Here is a 16756-nt window from a genome sequence, read left to right on the forward strand (position 1 = left end):
TTATGTCAAAAATATTAGTAATAGAAGATGAAGCGGCAATTAGAAGGGTATTGGTCAAAATTTTGTCTGAAGAAAGCGAGTCCTATTCAGTAGAGGAAGCAGAAGACGGATTAAAGGGTATAGAAACCATAAAGAACAATGACTATGATTTAGTGCTTTGTGATATTAAGATGCCAAAAATGGATGGTGTGGAAGTATTGGAGGCCGCTAGAAAAATAAAGCCAGAAATTCCGTTCATCATGATATCTGGTCATGGAGATTTAGACACTGCTGTAAATACAATGAGATTAGGTGCTTTCGATTACATATCAAAACCGCCAGATTTAAATAGGTTACTTACCACCGTTAGAAACGCCTTAGACCGAAAAGTCTTGGTAGTCGAGAATAAAAAACTGAAGAAAAAGGTGAGTAAGAATTATGAGATGATCGGTGAAAGTGGTGAAATAAACACCATAAAAGAAATGATCGAAAAAGTTGCACCAACAGATGCACGTGTTCTAATTACTGGTTCAAATGGTACGGGTAAAGAATTAGTAGCGCATTGGTTACATGAAAAAAGCGCTAGAAGTTCGGCACCTTTTATTGAAGTAAATTGTGCGGCTATACCTTCTGAGCTAATAGAAAGTGAGCTTTTTGGACATGTAAAAGGGGCTTTTACATCTGCCGTGAAAGATAGGGCAGGTAAGTTTGAAGCTGCAAATAAAGGTACCATCTTCTTAGATGAGATAGGTGATATGAGTCTGTCTGCACAGGCAAAAGTATTGAGGGCGTTACAAGAAAGTAAAATCTCTCGCGTAGGAACAGATAAGGACATTAAAGTAGATGTGCGTGTAATTGCGGCAACCAATAAAGACTTAAAAAAGGAGATAGAAGAAGGTAATTTCAGGGAAGACTTATATCATAGACTAGCGGTTATTCTTATACAAGTGCCAAGTTTAAATGATAGAAGAGATGATATACCTTTATTAATTGAGCACTTCACCAAGAAAATAGCGGAAGAGCAAGGCATGGCGGGCAAGAGCTTTTCAAGCAAAGCGATTGATTTACTAAAAGCTTATGATTGGACAGGAAATATACGTGAACTTAGAAACGTAGTTGAACGTCTTATAATTTTAGGGGGTCAAGAGGTTTCAGAAGATGATGTAAAATTGTTTGCTAGTAAATAAGGTTCTATTTAGTGGCAGAACAGTTTCCAATTTTGTTTAAAGCTTCTTGGGTAATTTCCTTGGTGCGTAAATTGTAATATTTGCTTCCTTCGGTAATATTAGGGTTTAATAATTGTGCTTCGCATTCTTCATAAATTTTAGTTGCAAAGGCAGTGGCCTCTTTACAATCTACACTTTCAACAACCCTATCAAGTGAAATTCTATATTTCTCGAGTGAGCTGTCTATGGTTTCAAAAAGGCTTTTGCCTTTTTTTGCCATCTTATCAGTATGGGTACTTGTAGATGATGTAGTTGTATTAATAGATAGGGCATCATCTGAATAAGCACTATGGTGAGTATCGTGAGACTCCAATACTGTAATGGTATTGTTGGTAAGTGTTATAGATTCGTTTAAGTAACTAATGGTACCTTCTAATGTTGTTGACCTTGTGGCAAGCGTTAAAATCTCAATATTCTCATATAAAGTTGTTTTTGCAGACTTACAGCCACAATTATTTAACTGCGCTTTAGACTTTTCTAAGGCATTCAAAGCTTTATAAGCATAAAACCTTGCTTGGTTAATATCTTGTGTTTGTAATGCTGCGGTAAGCTGAGATTTTGCATAACCCATATTAGAGTTGGCATATTCGCATTCCACATTTGTAGCAAACGAGGATAAAGAAAATAGCACAACAGTGCAGAAAAAACAGATATTTTTCTTCATAAGTAGGTTTTTTAGGTATAAGGTTTGGGACCTTACAGGGTTAAATTTAAACGCTTTACCCTGCTGAAAATATTATTTTCGATACAATACCATTCAATCAGGTTAAACGGAATGTGTTAAAATTAGATTTTATCAGTTTTCTTAATTATTAGTATTCGTTGCCATAATATTTTATATTTCAGTATGAATAATATAAACATAGAAAAATATAGAGCTACTAAAGATTTTAAAATATCTGAAAATGAGACCTTTGAAAATTTTAATAAATCGGATAAAGAACTGAAAAAAGATTTATCAAAAATTAGGAGAGAGCTTGGTGAGTTTCAAGATACTATTTATGCCCACGGTAAATATAGTATTTTGGTTTGTTTACAGGGTATGGATACCGCTGGAAAGGATAGTCTTATTCGTGAAGTATTCAAAGATTTTAATGTTAGTGGGGTAGAGGTGCATAGTTTTAAAGTACCGACAGAATTGGAATTGAGTCACAACTACCTTTGGCGTCATTATTTGGTCTTGCCCGCTAAAGGTAAATTTGGGGTGTTCAATAGAACGCATTATGAAAATGTTCTTGTAACTCGGGTGCATCCAGAGTACATTTTAAATGAGCATATTCCAGGTATACATTCGGTAGATGATATTGATCAAAAATTTTGGGACAAAAGGTTTGAGCAGATCAATGATTTTGAAAGGCATTTAGCCGAAAACGGAACACTGATTTTTAAGTTTTTCTTAAACTTATCAAAAGAAGAACAGAGACAACGACTATTGAGAAGACTAGCTATAAAAGAAAAACACTGGAAATTTTCTCCTGGCGATTTAAAAGAACGAAAATTATGGTCGGTGTATCAAGATTGTTATGAAGAGGCGATCAGTAAAACTACTCATGATCATGCACCTTGGTTTGCGATACCCGCAGATAATAAAAAGGCAACACGTGTAATCGTTGCATCTATTTTATTACAATCGTTAAAAAAATACAAAGATATTAGGGAGCCAATGTTAAGCGAAAAAATAATGGCTAATTTAGACAGCTATGAAGAACAACTACAAAGTGAGCAATAAACTAGCGGTATTATTCATAATCGCTTGTTTGTCTGTGGGCAGGTCACAGAGTAAAGATGAGGTTCAAATCAAAAAGATGTACGATTTGGCGCTAACCGAAGGTAAAGGCTATGATTGGTTAAATTATTTATCCAATCAAATTGGCGGTAGATTATCTGGTTCGGTACAAGCACAACAAGCTGTTGATTACACAAAAGCCCAGTTAGATTCTTTAGGTGTGGACAAAGTATGGTTACAACCGGTTATGGTACCTAAATGGGTTAGGGGAACTCCTGAGTTTGCTTATTTTGAGACGACACCTGGTAGTACCACAAATGTAGCAATATGTGCATTGGGTGGATCTGTTGCAACACCTTCAACTGGTGTAAAAGCAAAAATTATTGAAGTTGATGGAATTGAACAGTTGTCTACATTGGGCAAAGATCAAATAGAAGGAAAAATTGTTTTTTTCAATAGACCGATGGATGCTACTCAAATTAATACATTTACCGCATATTCTGGCTGTGTCGATCAACGATATGCCGGAGCATTGGAAGCTTCTAAATATGGTGCTTTAGGTGTAATCGTGCGTTCAATGAATCTAAGATTGGATATTTATCCGCATACGGGATCTATGAGTTATGGTGATCAACCAGAATCTGAAAGAATTCCCGCAGCTGCGATAAGTACAAATGGAGCCGAACTGTTGAGTACTTCCTTAAAATTGAATCCTGATATAAATTTCTACTTTAAGCAGAATTGTAAACTGTTTAAAGACGTGGAATCTTATAATGTTATTGCTGAAATTAAAGGTTCTGAAAAACCCGATGAAATTATTGTTGTTGGCGGACACCTAGATTCATGGGATCTTGGTGATGGCTCTCACGATGATGGTGCGGGCTGTGTACAAAGTATGGAGGTGCTCAATCTTTTCAAAAAAACGGGCTACAAGCCTAAACGTACTGTTAGGGTTGTTCTTTTTATGAATGAAGAAAATGGACTGCGAGGTGGCAATAAATATGCAGAAGTTGCCATCTCAAAAAATGAGAAACACATATTTGCATTAGAAAGTGATTCGGGAGGTTTTACTCCTAGGGGCTTTACTTTTGATAGTTCGCAAGAGGATTTTGAAAAAGTGTTGACTTGGAAAAATTTGTTCAAACCATACTTGGTTCACTATTTTGAAAAAGGCTTTGCAGGTGCAGACATTGGTCCGCTGAAAAAAGATGGAATGGTAATGGCGGGTCTAAGACCAGATTCTCAGCGTTATTTTGACCATCACCATGCGGAAAATGACACGTTTGAACATGTGAACAGAAGAGAACTGCAATTAGGTGCCGCTACTATGGCAAGTTTAGTTTATTTGGTAGATTCTAACGGATTTTAGTATCTGGTTACAGAAGGAGTTCGTCGGTTAATGAATTGATTTCAATACAGTTTGTGAAATGTACAAACCGTTAAATTTCTTTACCTTTGCGGCTTACTAAAAAATACAATAATGGAAGAAGGAATTTACGCCAAGTTCAATACAAGTAAAGGCGAAATACTAGTTAAATTAACTCATGATAAAACACCTGGTACAGTAGGTAATTTTGTTGCTTTGGCAGAAGGTGATAAAGAAAATAGTGCCAAAGCTAAAGGTGAGCCGTATTACAACGGTTTAAAATTTCATAGGGTTATTCCAGATTTTATGGTTCAAGGAGGTTGTCCTCAAGGTACCGGTACAGGTGATGCAGGCTATAAGTTTGACGATGAATTTCATCCAGAGTTAAAGCATGATACTCCAGGTGTTCTTTCTATGGCAAATGCGGGTCCTGGTACTAACGGAAGTCAATTTTTTATTACTCATGTACCAACACCTTGGTTAGATAACAAGCATACTGTTTTTGGTCATGTAGAAGCTGGTCAAGAAGTAGTGGATGCAATAGCTCAAAACGATGTTATTGAGTCTTTAGAAATTGTTAGAGTTGGTGAAGCTGCAGAAAAATGGGATGCTTTAAAGGCATTTGAAGATTTTAATGCGTCTGGTGAAGCTAGATTGGCAGAAGAAAAAGCTAAACAAGAAGCTGAATTAGAAAAGGTTGCCGCTGGTTTTGAATCTACCGCATCTGGACTTCGTTATAAAATGATTCAAAAAGGAGATGGTGCTAAGGCAGAAAAAGGACAAAAAGTTTCTGTTCATTATGAAGGTTCTCTTCTAAACGGCCAAGTTTTTGATTCTTCATACAAGCGTAATTCTCCAATTGATTTTCAATTAGGAATTGGTCAAGTAATACCCGGGTGGGACGAAGGTATCTCTTTATTGCAAGTAGGTGATAAGGCACGCTTTGTTATCCCATCAGACCTTGCATATGGTTCTGCTGGTGCTGGCGGTGTTATACCACCAAATGCTACATTGATATTTGATGTAGAGCTAATGAAAGTAGGGTAAGAACCTTACGTTCATATAAAATAATCCAACACCTATAATTTTATATTATGGGTGTTTTTTTGTGTAATAGATTTTACTTTTTTCGAGTAACGAAACTACCTAAAAGTAAAATGATGTTGATTAGCATTAACACTAAAAATACGGTCAAAAATGTGGTCATAAATACAGGTATTAGGTTGGGGAACCTATTTTGTTTATTCAATAGATATGTATTTATGTAAAAGGTTGCGTAAAGGTTGAACAAAATTTTAAAAAAAGTTAAGCATAAAAAAACCCGAACTAATTAGCTCGGGTTTCATACTATAAAAAAGTTAAATCTTTACCTAGTCAATTACTTTCACATTAACGGCGTTTAATCCTTTTTTACCTTGTTGTAGTTCAAATTCCACAACATCACCTTCTCGAACTTCATCGATTAAGCCAGAAATGTGTACAAAATGATCTTCGTTTGAACCATCTTCAGTGATAAATCCGTAACCTTTGGAATCATTGAAGAATTTTACTGTTCCTTTACTCATAATAGAAAAATTAAATATTAATTAAAGTGCGAAGATAGTTTTTTTTTGTTTAACTACTTAAATTCTTATAGGTTATCTTAAGGTTAATAATCAACGTCTAATGTATTGAGAATGAACTGTTTTTTATGACTATGCAGTAGGGTCTGGAGTCATTCTTAAATAAGGTTTTACCTCTGTTACCCCTTTAGAAAACATGTCTTTTGCATCTGCAGTTGATATAGCCGGACTAACAACTACTTCCTTGCCTTGTTCCCAATTTGCAGGTGTTGCAACTTTATGATATGCTGTAAGTTGTAAGGAATCTATTACTCTTAACAGTTCGTAAAAATTTCTTCCCGTTGATGCAGGGTAGGTCAAAGTTAGCTTAACCGTTTTATCCGGCGCTATGATAAATACAGAACGAACAGTAAGATTGTTATCTGCATTTGGGTGAATCATATCATACAAATCGGAAACTTTTTTGTCTTCATCGGCAATTATCGGGAAATTAACTACAGTGTTCTGTACTTCATTGATGTCTTTGATCCATTCTGCATGAGAAGCGGCACCATCAACGCTAAGTGCAATCATTTTTACGTTTCTTTTGTCAAATTCATCCTTAAAATTGGCAGCAGTTCCAAGTTCTGTGGTACAAACAGGGGTGAAATCTGCTGGGTGAGAAAATAATATTCCCCAGCTATCCCCAAGATAATCATATAAATTAATTGTTCCCAATGAACTATCTGCAGTAAAATCAGGAGCTTTGTCTCCTAAGCGTATTGTTGCCATAATGCTATATATTTAGATGTTTTAATTTTATCCTATAAAATTAGTAGATTAAAAGGCTATGGCTAAAGTTTTAGGGTTAAAAGTCTATTAAATTTTTTTACTTTTATTCAATGGAAGAACTGGAAAAATTGAAATACCCAATTGGTCACTTTAAGTGTCCGGAGAATATTACCAACGATAATGTACTTAATTGGATAGAGGTTTTGGAAACCTTACCAAAGCGCCTATCGGATCTTGTGGAAAATTTTTCTGATTCTCAATTGAACACTCCTTATCGTGAAGGTGGCTGGACGGTTCGTCAAGTAGTGCACCATATGGCAGATAGTCATCATCATAGCTACACGCGCTTTAAATGGGCCCTTACCGAAAATAGACCTTTGATCAAAGTGTACCAAGAAAAAGAATGGAGTAATTTGATCGATGCAAAATCAGCGCCTATTGATTTGTCACTTTCTTACTTAACCGCTTTACACGCTAAATTGGTGTACCTTTTAAAAAGACTAACTCCAGAAGATTTAGAAAATAGCTACATTCATCCAGATGGTAATGTAAATGTTTCTGTAGCAGAAAATATAGGAAAATATGCGTGGCATAGTAACCACCATTTTGCGCACATTAAAACCTTAGCGGATAGGGAAGGTTGGTAGGTTTTTATAGAGTTCTTTTCAAAAGATACATCGGCTTTTCTTCTTCAATGACATTGCTAAACGGTACTGTGCTTTCATCAACAATTTTAAAATTATTGGCTAGGTAAAACGGCAATGCCGGTCCTTTTTGCATAGATTCTAAAAAAATTGCTTTTTTAGAAAGGTTCTGGGCTATACTTTCCACAAACTTTAAACTTGCGCCACCAATGCCGTTGCCCGCATATTCCTTTAGAATATAAATTTTATCTAAATAAAGCGCATCGTTTTGATCATAGTCCATTAAGCTTTTGTGCAAAGTGACTTTTAAAAGACCGACATATTCAGTATTTAATTTTATTAAGAAAAGAACGGTGTTTTGGTCTTTTTCCTCTTCTTCTAATATTTTCTTCGTAAAACTATGTTGAATATAGGTTATGGTATTGCCCTTGGGCCATAAGTGACGATAATGCTGATTGTAAGATTTTATACCTATTTCAATGTATACATCATGTAGCGTGGATGTAAGTTCTTGAAATTGAATGTTTTCTTGCATTGATTATAAAAGAGTATAAACTTAATGGTTTGTTTTCCACTTTATGTTACAGCCTATACTTGGCTTTTGGGTAGGATTTACTTTTTTTCCCTCAATGAGATTTTCTATGGCGGTTCTTAAATCTTTACCGTCTAAGGGTAGTCCATTGCCCGGTCTTGAATCATCTAGTTGACCTCTGTAAACTAATTTTAATTCCTTGTCAAAAAGGAAGAAATCTGGTGTACAGGCGGCATTGTAAGCTTTTGCAACTGTTTGATCTTCATCATATAAATATGGGAACGTATAATTCTCCGCCTTTGCTTTAATTCTCATAAAATGCGGAGCATCTTCAGGGTATTTCTCAACATCATTACTTGATATTGCAATAAACTGAATACCTTTCTTTTGATATTCAATTGCCATTTTTGTGATTTCGGGGTTGACATGAATAACAAATGGGCAATGATTGCATATGAACATGATTACAGTACCTTTCTCACCATTGAGGCTATGAAGGTTCATGGTTTTTTCACTTACCGTATCCAATAAACTAAATTCTGGCGCTACCGTACCTAGTGCCAACATTTTACTTTCTGTTCTTGCCATAACAACTAAAATTTTAATGTACTAAGTTAACAAATTAATGGTGCTTCCATTTACTTTACGGTATTCATAAATTGTTTAAATCAAATATCATGGAAAAGTCATACGTATCATTATCCGTTGCAATTAAAGCTTTACAAGCCGAAGGTTATACCGAAGATTTTAATCTTTGCGATGCAGGAATAGAGAATAAGAGTAAAAAAAACATTCATAAAGCTACAGAATTGGAAGTGGTGAAATTTTATCGTTTTGAGGGTATGAGTAACCCAGATGATAATACTATCTTGTATGTTATAGAAACCAGTACTGGTGAAAAAGGACTTTTGGTAGATGCTTATGGAATGTATTCTGGTAATGTACCCAAAGATTTAATAGAAAAACTTAGATTAACATAATGAACAACACAATTTCTTGGGACGACTTTGGTAAAATAGATATGCGAACAGGAACCGTCATTGCTGTATATGACTTTCCGGAAGCGAGAAACCCTTCGTACAAGCTACATATTGATTTTGGACCAGAAATTGGTGTCAAAAAAACTTCTGCTCAAATCACCGAGAAATATAAAAAAGAAGAGATAATTGGTCTTCAGGTAATTGCCGTTGTCAACTTTCCAAAAAAGCAAATTGCCAATTTTATGAGCGAATGTCTTATATTGGGAGCTGTAGAAAACAGTTCGGTAGTATTGCTTCAACCACAAATGGAAGTACCTAACGGATTAAAAATTTCCTGATTTTTTGACTGATAGTATTTTAGATAATGTTCATATTAATTTTGATTCAGGCTCCCTTTGGGTAATGAACCTTGTGTTGGGTTTGGTTATGTTCGGTGTGGCGTTAGAAATATCCATTTCAGATTTTAAACCTTTATGGTTAAAACCCAAAGCATTGATAGCTGGGCTGGTTAGTCAATTTATTGCATTACCTGCCATAACTTTTTTGTTGGTTTATGCAATAGACCCTTTGCCCAGTATTGCACTGGGTATGTTTATGGTTGCGGCATGCCCCGGTGGTAATATTTCTAATTTCATATCTTATCTTTCTAATGCCAATACTGCCTTATCTGTTAGTTTAACGGCTATGGCAACCATGCTGGCCATAGTTATGACTCCGCTAAATTTTCACTTTTGGTCTATGTTGTACACTCCAAGTTCTAGCCTTATTAATGAAATTTCTATTTCTTCTATAGAAATGTTCAAATTGGTTTTTTTGTTATTGGGATTACCTCTTTTGCTTGGCATGCTTATCAATTATAAAATACCCGAGTTGGCGTTGAAAATTGCCAAAAAACTCAAGATACTTTCTTTGGTATTCTTTATTTGCTTGGTTTTTATTGCCTTATACAACAACAGGGTTATTTTTATGGATTATATCTTATATGTATTTTGGATTGTTTTAGTGCATAATCTTATAGCATTTTCTACAGGATATAGTATAGGAAGATTATTTGGATTGGCGGAAACTAGTGTGCGCTCTATTACCATAGAAACGGGTATTCAAAATTCTGGTCTTGGACTTTTATTGATATTCACATTTTTTGACGGATTGGGCGGTATGGCGCTTCTTGCTGCGTTTTGGGGAATTTGGCATATAATTTCTGGATTAATATTAGCTGCTTTTTGGAATAGAAAATCAGTTGTAAAAGAGACTATAGCTTGAGCGGATTCACATATTCATTGGTAAAATCGATTATAAAAACAGGACTTTTCGGATACCATAAAAAAATTATGGTAAGCGGATTAGAGAATATTCCTAAAGATAAACCCGTAATGTTTTTACCTAATCATCAAAGTGCGCTGATCGATGTGTTATTAATAGCCACCGACTGCAATAGAAAACCATTTTTCTTAACCCGGTCAGACGTATTTAAGGGTAAATTATTAAAGCCTATTTTTTCCTATTTTCAAATGCTCCCTATTTATAGAATGCGCGATGGCAGAGATACCCTTTCTAACAACGATGCTATTTTTAATTCATGTGCAGATATACTACATAGAGGAGAAGCGTTGCTCTTGTTTCCAGAAGCAAATCATAATTTAAGACGTAGGGTAAGACCGTTAAGTAAAGGTTTTACGAGAATTTTGATAAGAACTTTTGAGCGTTATCCAGATTTAGATGTAACGTTGATCCCTGTAGGTTTAAATTATAAGCATGCCGATCAGTTTCCAGACGAAGTAGCGATCATTTACGGTAAGCCTATATCTGCTAAAAGTATGTACAATGCGAGTGATTTAAATATGACCAGCCGTACCATTAAGAATAGGGTTTCTTTAAGTTTAAAACAATTAACGACACATATACCAACCGTAGATAATTATGAACACATCATAAATCGTCTTACTAGCGATAAGGTAGATTTTCTAAATCCTGTAGCGGTAAACAAAAAAGTTGAACTTTATGCTGATGAAGTAGCTGATGATTTCAAATCAATTACCGAGATAAATAATCGTAATGGGTTAAGATGGATGTTTACTTTATTGAACTTCCCGTTTATTATGGTATGGCGTAAATGGTTGAAGCCAAAAGTTCCAGAGAATGAGTTTATGGGAACATTTAGATTTGCCTATACCTTACTAATATATCCTATTTATCTATTGTTACTTTTAGTTGTGCTGTCCATTTTTCTTTCATCAAAAGTAGCTTTATTAGTATCGGTAATTTTAATAATATTGAACGTATGGTTCGTAAAAAAAGGTTTGCGATAATTTTTATAAATAATTCAAAATAAAAGCGGCCCTTAGTTCTAAGGGCCGCTTTTATTTTGATTGTCGTTCTTTGCTAGATATCTTCAAAACTAACATCTGTAAAACTAGAAGTGCTGCTCGTGGTCTTTTCCACTGATTCAACAATTTCTTCTTTCTTGAAATCTTTTTGATGTCTTTCTGAAATCACTTCCGATCCTTTTTCGTTGATGATGAAATCCATCATTTCTTCAACGTTTTCTTTGAAAGCTTCAAAGTCTTCTTTGTATAAATAAATCTTATGCTTTTTGTAATGGAACGAACCATCGTCATGCGTAAATTTCTTACTTTCTGTAATAGTCAAATAGTAATCGCCAGCCTTAGTACTTCTTACATCGAAAAAGTACGTTCTTCTACCTGCGCGTAAAACTTTGGAGTGAATTTCTTCCTGATCTGATAAATCTCTTTCGCTCATTTCTAATGTTTAGTGTCGTTATACTATCAAAAATGAAAAAAAAAACGCTATCCGACAACAATTTTCTAACTTTCTTTCTCTGAGAGCTGTTTGTGGTAGAGGTCTTTATAGTAACCTTCTTGAGTATTTAATTCGTCATGCGTACCCTCTTGAATAAGTCTACCGTCATCTAAAACTAAAATTTTATCCGCGTTTTTGGCAGAAGAAACTCTATGACTTACAATTAATGTAGTTCTATTCTGAGAAGCTTTTTTAAGGTTGTTCAATATTTCTTCTTCGGTTTCGGTATCAACGGCAGAGAGGCAATCATCGAATAAATAGATCTGTGGTTTTTTGATCAAAGCCCTCGCAATAGAAACTCTTTGTTTCTGTCCGCCACTTAAAGTGATTCCTCTTTCACCTAAAATAGTATCATATTTTTTAGAGAAACCCATTATGTTTTCATGTACCACGGCATCTTTGGCAATGTCTATTATTTCTTGGTCTGTAGCATCTTCCTTCCCGAATTTAATATTGTTCTTTATACTGTCTGAAAACAAAAAGGCATCTTGGGGTACGGCACCTATAGATTCGCGTAGGCTTGTAAGGTCAACATTTTTAATAGGTTCGTCATCAATTAAAATTTCTCCCGATGAAGTGTCGTACAAACGGGCTACCAAATCTAGAATTGTAGATTTACCTGATCCTGTTTTGCCTATAATAGCTGTTGTTTCGCCTTCATTAATGGTAAAGGATAGGTCTTTAATAGCATTGATGTTGGTGTCTTGGTAAGTGAAATCAACATTTTTAAATTCAATTTTACCTTTCACATTGAGTTTGTGCGATTCGGTATTCTTTATTTCAGACTCTTGATCCAAGAATTCATTTATTCTCTTTTGACTTGCAGCTGCCCTTTGTACTATAGAAGTTAACCAACCTACTATGGCCACTGGCCAGGTTAGCATATTTACATATAAAATAAATTCGGCAATAAGACCAACTTCTATTTCTCCTGCCAAGTACTGCTTGCCACCTATATATATGACCAAAATATTACTGATACCTATTAAAAGAATCATTAACGGAAAAAACCAAGCGTTTACTTTGGCAAGACTTACACTTTTTTCTTTGCCCTCAATGGCAAGCTTTTGTAAGTCGCTATTGGTTTGTGGTTCCAGTGCATAGGCCTTTATTACTGAAACACCAGAAAATATTTCTTGTGTAAATGTAGATAAGGTAGAGAGGTATTGTTGTACAATAGTACTTCTCTTATGTATTACTTTACTTATTTGATAAATTAATACAGATAAAAATGGAAGTGGCAATAATGTATAAGCCGCTAAAGTGGGTGCCTTAATAAACATTAACGGTATTAAACAGGCAAAGAGTGTTAAAGTCTGTATGCCGTACATAATTGCTGGTCCTGCATACATACGTACTTCGTTGACATCTTCACTAATTCTGTTCATTAAATCTCCTGTTCTATTCTTTTTATAAAAGTTGAGACTTAGTTTTTGGTAATGATCGAATATTTCATTTTTAAGGTCATACTCAATATATCTAGAGATATTAATGATCAATTGGCGCATTAAAAAAGTAAAAAAGCCCGATAGTATTGCAGCACCTATAATAATGAGTATATACTCCATTAACAGTTCTTGTGCGGTAGATTTTTCTATTTCTGCCTGTATGTATTGTTCAACTACGGTAATAGAGTTGTTTACATATGATGGCATGATCAGCTGAAAGAGCCTGGCTATAATGGTAATGATAATTCCTAGAAAAAGCTTAAACCAGTATTTTTTAAAGTATTTGTTAAGGTGTTTAAGTTCTTTCATAGAATGGAAAAAAAAGAATATTATAGTTTTCTTTGGTCAAAGATAGTTTTTTGCCCTAAAACCATATGTTATAAATAAGCTAAGATAAATACGATTGCTATTGTGACCCTTTAAATAGATACTTACCTTTGCGGCTTTAAATATTAATTTATTAAAAAAGTTCTTTAAAATGCTTACAAGAAGGCACATTAGAGTTAAGGTAATGCAGAGCATTTACGCGCTCATACAATCTAAAGATGATTCATTACAAAAACAAGAGAAGTTTTTAAAAGTAAGCATAGAGAATACCTATACGCTCTACTTGTTATGGTTAAGCCTTTTTGTAGAAATACAAAAAAGAGCCGAAGAACAAATCTCTCTTTCCGCTAAAAAATACATAAGCGACAAAAAAGAAGAGTTTCCCAACCCGAAGAAATTTGTTCAAAACAGATTGTTGTTACAAATTGTCGAAAACAAAACGCTAGAGGAGGAGATTTCTCATAGAAAGTTAGACAATTGGTACCTAAATGAAGAGTATGTAAAACTTATTTACAAGGATATCATTGAAAGTGATGTGTACAACAATTACATGTCAACCCCAGAAAGTGATTACGCTGCTGACAAAGAGTTGATATTGACCTTGTTTAAAAGCATCATTGCTCCTAACGAGAAAATTTACGATTACTTCGAGGATGATAAATTAACTTGGGTAGATGATATTCCTATTGTGAATACCTTTATTTTAAAGCATTTAAAGAAGGTAAAACAAGTACATCCAGAATCTTACTTTTTGCCTAGTCTTTTAAAAGATGATGAGGATATGACCTATGCAATGCAGTTATTGTCCAGAACATTATTAAAGAATGATGCCTTGGAAAAGGAGATAGACGGTAAAACCCCAAATTGGGATAAAGACCGTATTGCAGGTATAGATAGTATACTTTTAAAAATGGCTATTTGCGAGTTGCTACATTTCCCCTCAATACCAGAGAGAGTGACCATAAATGAATATTTAGAAATTGCCAAAGAATATTCTACACCAAAAAGTAGCATTTTTATAAACGGTATTCTTGATAAGCTTACTAAAGAATACAAATCTGAAGGAAAGCTTAACAAAATGGGTAGGGGTCTATTATAAAAATATTTTATAATTTTACATTTAATTGATAAATCTAATATAGTATGAAAAAAATAGTTCTAATTGTTGGTCTTGTATCAATGGTAGCTTTTACTTCTTGCAAAGACAATGCTTCAAGTAAAATTAAATCTGATAATGTAGCTGAAGCGGCGGTAAGAGATGAGGCAGCTAAAGCAGTACCGGTGATGTCTTTTGAGAAAGCAGAGCATGATTTTGGTACAATTGAACAAGGTACTCCACAAGAGACCGTTTTTAAATTTACTAATACAGGTAATGCACCGTTAATTATTACCGATGCTAAAAGTAGCTGTGGATGTACGGTTCCTAACCCTCCAAAAGATCCTATTGCTCCAGGTGAATCTGGTGAGTTAAAAGTAAACTTTAACGGTTCTGGTCAAAACCAGGTAACAAAGACCATTACGGTAACGGCAAATACGGAAAAAGGTTCTGAGCTTTTAAGAATTAAAGCTTTTGTTAACCCAAAAGGTGCAGCTCCATTAGGACCTGTTAAATAATTATAAATTATAGATATACCAAAGATGGGTGATATAGGGCAGTTTCTTCCAATGATTTTAATTTTTGTGGTCGCATATTTTTTTATGATCAGACCTCAAATGAAAAGACAGAAGGATGAAAAGAAGTTTTCGGCAGAATTAAAACGTGGTGATCGTGTTATTACCAAAAGTGGGCTGCACGGAAAAGTAGTAGATTTAAATGATAAAGATTTCTCTTGTGTTTTGGAAACAATGGGCGGGAAATTAAAATTCGATAGATCTGCCATATCCATGGAAATGAGCAACAAATTAAATGCTCCGGAAAAAAAGTAATTTTTTTTCTAAATTCATATACAAACACCGATGGAAACATCGGTGTTTTTTTTGTTCAAATGTTGGTATATTTAAGTACACTTAAAACAACAACATGTTACACAACAGAAGAAATTTTATTAGAAAGGGAACCGCCGGTCTGGTCATGACGGGGGCTTCATTTATGTTTCCCATGGAATTATTATCGATGATGCGAAAAAGGGTAGGTCCCAATGACACCATAAATGTGGGGTTAATTGGCTGTAAGGGAATGGGTTTTTCAGACCTAAGTTCATTTTTGAAAATGAGCGAAATCAACGTAATAGCTTTATGTGACGTTGATGAGAATGTTCTTCGTGAACGTACAGAAGATTTAAAGAAAGCAGGAATAAAAAAGCCTAAATGGTATGGTGATTATAGAAAGCTTTTAGAAAATAAAGATATCGATGTAGTTATTATAGGCACACCTGATCATTGGCATTGTCTACAATTAACCGACGCTTTGCAGGCAGGTAAAGATGTGTACTGTGAAAAGCCTATTGCCAATTCTGTACAGGAGGCCAATATCATGTTAGATTTTGTGGAGTCTAGAGATAGAATGGTGCAAATTGGACAATGGCAGCGCAGTCAACCACATTTTGTAGATGCTATTAAATATGTACATTCTGGTGCTTTGGGCGAAATACGTTTAGCAAAAGCTTGGGCATACCAAGGCTGGATGAAACCTGTGCCAGTAGTAGCGGATTCTCCGGTTCCTAAAGGGGTTGATTATAAAATGTGGCTTGGTCCGGCTCCAGATAGGGCTTTCAATAAGAACAGGTTCCATTTCGATTTTAGATGGTTTTGGGATTATGCAGGCGGATTAATGACAGATTGGGGCGTACACCTAATGGATTATGCTTTATACGGTATGAAAGCGGGAACACCTAAGTCGGTTATGGCATTGGGTGGAAAATTCGCTTACCCAAATGATGCATCTGAAACTCCGGATACCTTACAAACTGTTTACGAGTATGACGGATTCTCAATTCTATGGGAGCACGCTACTGGTATTGATGGTGGTAATTATGGTAGAAACCATGGTATTGCTTTTATTGGAAATAATGGAACTTTGGTTGTAGATCGTAATGGTTGGGAAGTTATACCCGAAACCGAATTTCAAGGTTGGGGAAAAGACGGAATTCCTAAAATAGAGGCGGTTTCTCATGGTAAGGGTGATTTTAGGGGGCTAGACCTACATACCCAGAATTTTATTGAGGCGGTTAAAAGCAGAGATGGTTCTATGTTGAACGCACCTATAAAAGTAGGATATGACGCTGCATTGGTTTCCCACATGGGTAATGTTGCCTTTAAAACTGGTGACAGAATTTATTGGGATGAAACTTCGGGTAAATTTAAAAATGAAGAAGCAAATCAATTCTTAAAGGCTGCCTATCATAATGGTTGGGAGCTACCTTCATTATAAAATAA

At 35.0% G+C, this 16756-nt stretch carries 20 protein-coding genes; 13 read left to right on the forward strand and 7 right to left on the reverse strand.

Annotated features, from left to right (window positions below; all coding sequences use genetic code 11):
- Positions 1 to 2: 2 nt before the first annotated feature.
- Positions 3 to 1166, forward strand: a complete 1164-nt coding sequence (locus DCS95_RS10500) for a sigma-54-dependent transcriptional regulator (protein ID WP_116770723.1) — start codon at positions 3 to 5, stop codon at positions 1164 to 1166.
- 4 nt (positions 1167 to 1170) lie between these two features.
- Here the strand turns inward: DCS95_RS10500 and DCS95_RS10505 are convergent, their stop codons facing one another.
- Positions 1171 to 1869, reverse strand: a complete 699-nt coding sequence (locus tag DCS95_RS10505; RefSeq protein WP_116770724.1) for a hypothetical protein — start codon at positions 1867 to 1869, stop codon at positions 1171 to 1173.
- Positions 1870 to 2052: 183 nt separating this feature from the next.
- Here DCS95_RS10505 and DCS95_RS10510 point away from each other — a divergent pair, with 183 nt between their 5' ends.
- The 3 genes from DCS95_RS10510 to DCS95_RS10520 all read left to right on the forward strand — a co-directional run bounded on the left by DCS95_RS10510 (position 2053) and on the right by DCS95_RS10520 (position 5344).
- The gene (locus DCS95_RS10510) at positions 2053 to 2934 is read left to right on the forward strand and encodes a PPK2 family polyphosphate kinase (protein WP_116770725.1); all 882 of its coding nucleotides are present in this window, start codon (positions 2053 to 2055) and stop codon (positions 2932 to 2934) included.
- Positions 2906 to 4300, forward strand: coding sequence for a M20/M25/M40 family metallo-hydrolase (locus DCS95_RS10515; RefSeq protein ID WP_116770726.1), 1395 nt, complete (start codon positions 2906 to 2908; stop codon positions 4298 to 4300). Before DCS95_RS10510 ends, DCS95_RS10515 begins: the two co-directional genes overlap by 29 nt.
- Positions 4301 to 4411: 111 nt before the next feature.
- A complete protein-coding gene (locus DCS95_RS10520) occupies positions 4412 to 5344 on the forward strand; it encodes a peptidylprolyl isomerase (RefSeq protein WP_116770727.1) in 933 nt (310 codons plus the stop codon).
- 323 nt (positions 5345 to 5667) lie between these two features.
- On the opposite strand, the gene DCS95_RS10525 is transcribed toward DCS95_RS10520, so the two are convergent.
- Complete coding sequence (locus DCS95_RS10525; protein ID WP_027064347.1) at positions 5668 to 5862, reverse strand: cold-shock protein; 195 nt, start codon at positions 5860 to 5862, stop codon at positions 5668 to 5670.
- 129 nt (positions 5863 to 5991) lie between these two features.
- The gene (locus DCS95_RS10530) at positions 5992 to 6630 is read right to left on the reverse strand and encodes a peroxiredoxin (RefSeq protein ID WP_116770728.1); all 639 of its coding nucleotides are present in this window, start codon (positions 6628 to 6630) and stop codon (positions 5992 to 5994) included.
- A gap of 110 nt (positions 6631 to 6740) precedes the next feature.
- On the opposite strand from DCS95_RS10530, the gene DCS95_RS10535 reads away from it, so the two are divergent.
- Positions 6741 to 7277, forward strand: a complete 537-nt coding sequence (locus DCS95_RS10535; RefSeq protein ID WP_116770729.1) for a YfiT family bacillithiol transferase — start codon at positions 6741 to 6743, stop codon at positions 7275 to 7277.
- Positions 7278 to 7281: 4 nt separating this feature from the next.
- Here DCS95_RS10535 and DCS95_RS10540 read toward each other — a convergent pair whose 3' ends face one another.
- Both DCS95_RS10540 and DCS95_RS10545 read right to left on the reverse strand, forming a co-directional pair.
- On the reverse strand, positions 7282 to 7809 hold the full coding sequence (locus DCS95_RS10540) for a GNAT family N-acetyltransferase (RefSeq protein ID WP_116770730.1): 528 nt from the start codon (positions 7807 to 7809) through the stop codon (positions 7282 to 7284).
- A gap of 21 nt (positions 7810 to 7830) precedes the next feature.
- Positions 7831 to 8394, reverse strand: a complete 564-nt coding sequence (locus DCS95_RS10545; RefSeq protein ID WP_116770731.1) for a thioredoxin family protein — start codon at positions 8392 to 8394, stop codon at positions 7831 to 7833.
- Between the two features lie 89 nt (positions 8395 to 8483).
- Here DCS95_RS10545 and DCS95_RS10550 point away from each other — a divergent pair, with 89 nt between their 5' ends.
- From DCS95_RS10550 to DCS95_RS10565, 4 genes are read left to right on the forward strand one after another with little or no spacing between them, the layout of a single operon-like run.
- On the forward strand, positions 8484 to 8786 hold the full coding sequence (locus DCS95_RS10550) for a phosphoribosylpyrophosphate synthetase (RefSeq protein WP_116770732.1): 303 nt from the start codon (positions 8484 to 8486) through the stop codon (positions 8784 to 8786).
- Positions 8786 to 9124: a tRNA-binding protein gene (locus DCS95_RS10555; protein WP_116770733.1), complete on the forward strand. Its 339-nt coding sequence runs from the start codon at positions 8786 to 8788 to the stop codon at positions 9122 to 9124. The genes DCS95_RS10550 and DCS95_RS10555 overlap by 1 nt, the downstream gene beginning before the upstream one ends.
- A gap of 4 nt (positions 9125 to 9128) precedes the next feature.
- The gene (locus DCS95_RS10560) at positions 9129 to 10049 is read left to right on the forward strand and encodes a bile acid:sodium symporter family protein (protein WP_116770734.1); all 921 of its coding nucleotides are present in this window, start codon (positions 9129 to 9131) and stop codon (positions 10047 to 10049) included.
- Positions 10046 to 11095 carry a lysophospholipid acyltransferase family protein gene (locus tag DCS95_RS10565; RefSeq protein WP_116770735.1) on the forward strand — a complete coding sequence of 350 codons (1050 nt, stop codon included), beginning with the start codon at positions 10046 to 10048 and terminating at the stop codon, positions 11093 to 11095. Before DCS95_RS10560 ends, DCS95_RS10565 begins: the two co-directional genes overlap by 4 nt.
- A gap of 73 nt (positions 11096 to 11168) precedes the next feature.
- Here the strand turns inward: DCS95_RS10565 and DCS95_RS10570 are convergent, their stop codons facing one another.
- Both DCS95_RS10570 and DCS95_RS10575 read right to left on the reverse strand, forming a co-directional pair.
- Positions 11169 to 11546: a PUR family DNA/RNA-binding protein gene (locus DCS95_RS10570; protein ID WP_116770736.1), complete on the reverse strand. Its 378-nt coding sequence runs from the start codon at positions 11544 to 11546 to the stop codon at positions 11169 to 11171.
- A 65-nt stretch (positions 11547 to 11611) separates the two neighbouring features.
- The gene (locus DCS95_RS10575) at positions 11612 to 13363 is read right to left on the reverse strand and encodes an ABC transporter ATP-binding protein (protein WP_116770737.1); all 1752 of its coding nucleotides are present in this window, start codon (positions 13361 to 13363) and stop codon (positions 11612 to 11614) included.
- A 202-nt stretch (positions 13364 to 13565) separates the two neighbouring features.
- Between DCS95_RS10575 and nusB the strand changes: the two genes are divergently transcribed.
- The 4 genes from nusB to DCS95_RS10595 all read left to right on the forward strand — a co-directional run bounded on the left by nusB (position 13566) and on the right by DCS95_RS10595 (position 16751).
- Positions 13566 to 14480: a transcription antitermination factor NusB gene (nusB, locus tag DCS95_RS10580; RefSeq protein ID WP_244178440.1), complete on the forward strand. Its 915-nt coding sequence runs from the start codon at positions 13566 to 13568 to the stop codon at positions 14478 to 14480.
- 44 nt (positions 14481 to 14524) lie between these two features.
- Positions 14525 to 14995, forward strand: coding sequence for a DUF1573 domain-containing protein (locus tag DCS95_RS10585; RefSeq protein ID WP_116770739.1), 471 nt, complete (start codon positions 14525 to 14527; stop codon positions 14993 to 14995).
- Positions 14996 to 15019: 24 nt separating this feature from the next.
- Entirely contained in the window at positions 15020 to 15307 is a 288-nt protein-coding gene (gene yajC / locus DCS95_RS10590) for a preprotein translocase subunit YajC (protein WP_116770740.1), read from the forward strand.
- 94 nt (positions 15308 to 15401) lie between these two features.
- Entirely contained in the window at positions 15402 to 16751 is a 1350-nt protein-coding gene (locus tag DCS95_RS10595; protein WP_116770741.1) for a Gfo/Idh/MocA family protein, read from the forward strand.
- The last annotated feature ends 5 nt before the right edge of the window (positions 16752 to 16756 follow it).

The organism is Maribacter litoralis, assembly GCF_003075045.1.
In the GTDB taxonomy this organism is placed as follows: domain Bacteria; phylum Bacteroidota; class Bacteroidia; order Flavobacteriales; family Flavobacteriaceae; genus Maribacter; species Maribacter litoralis.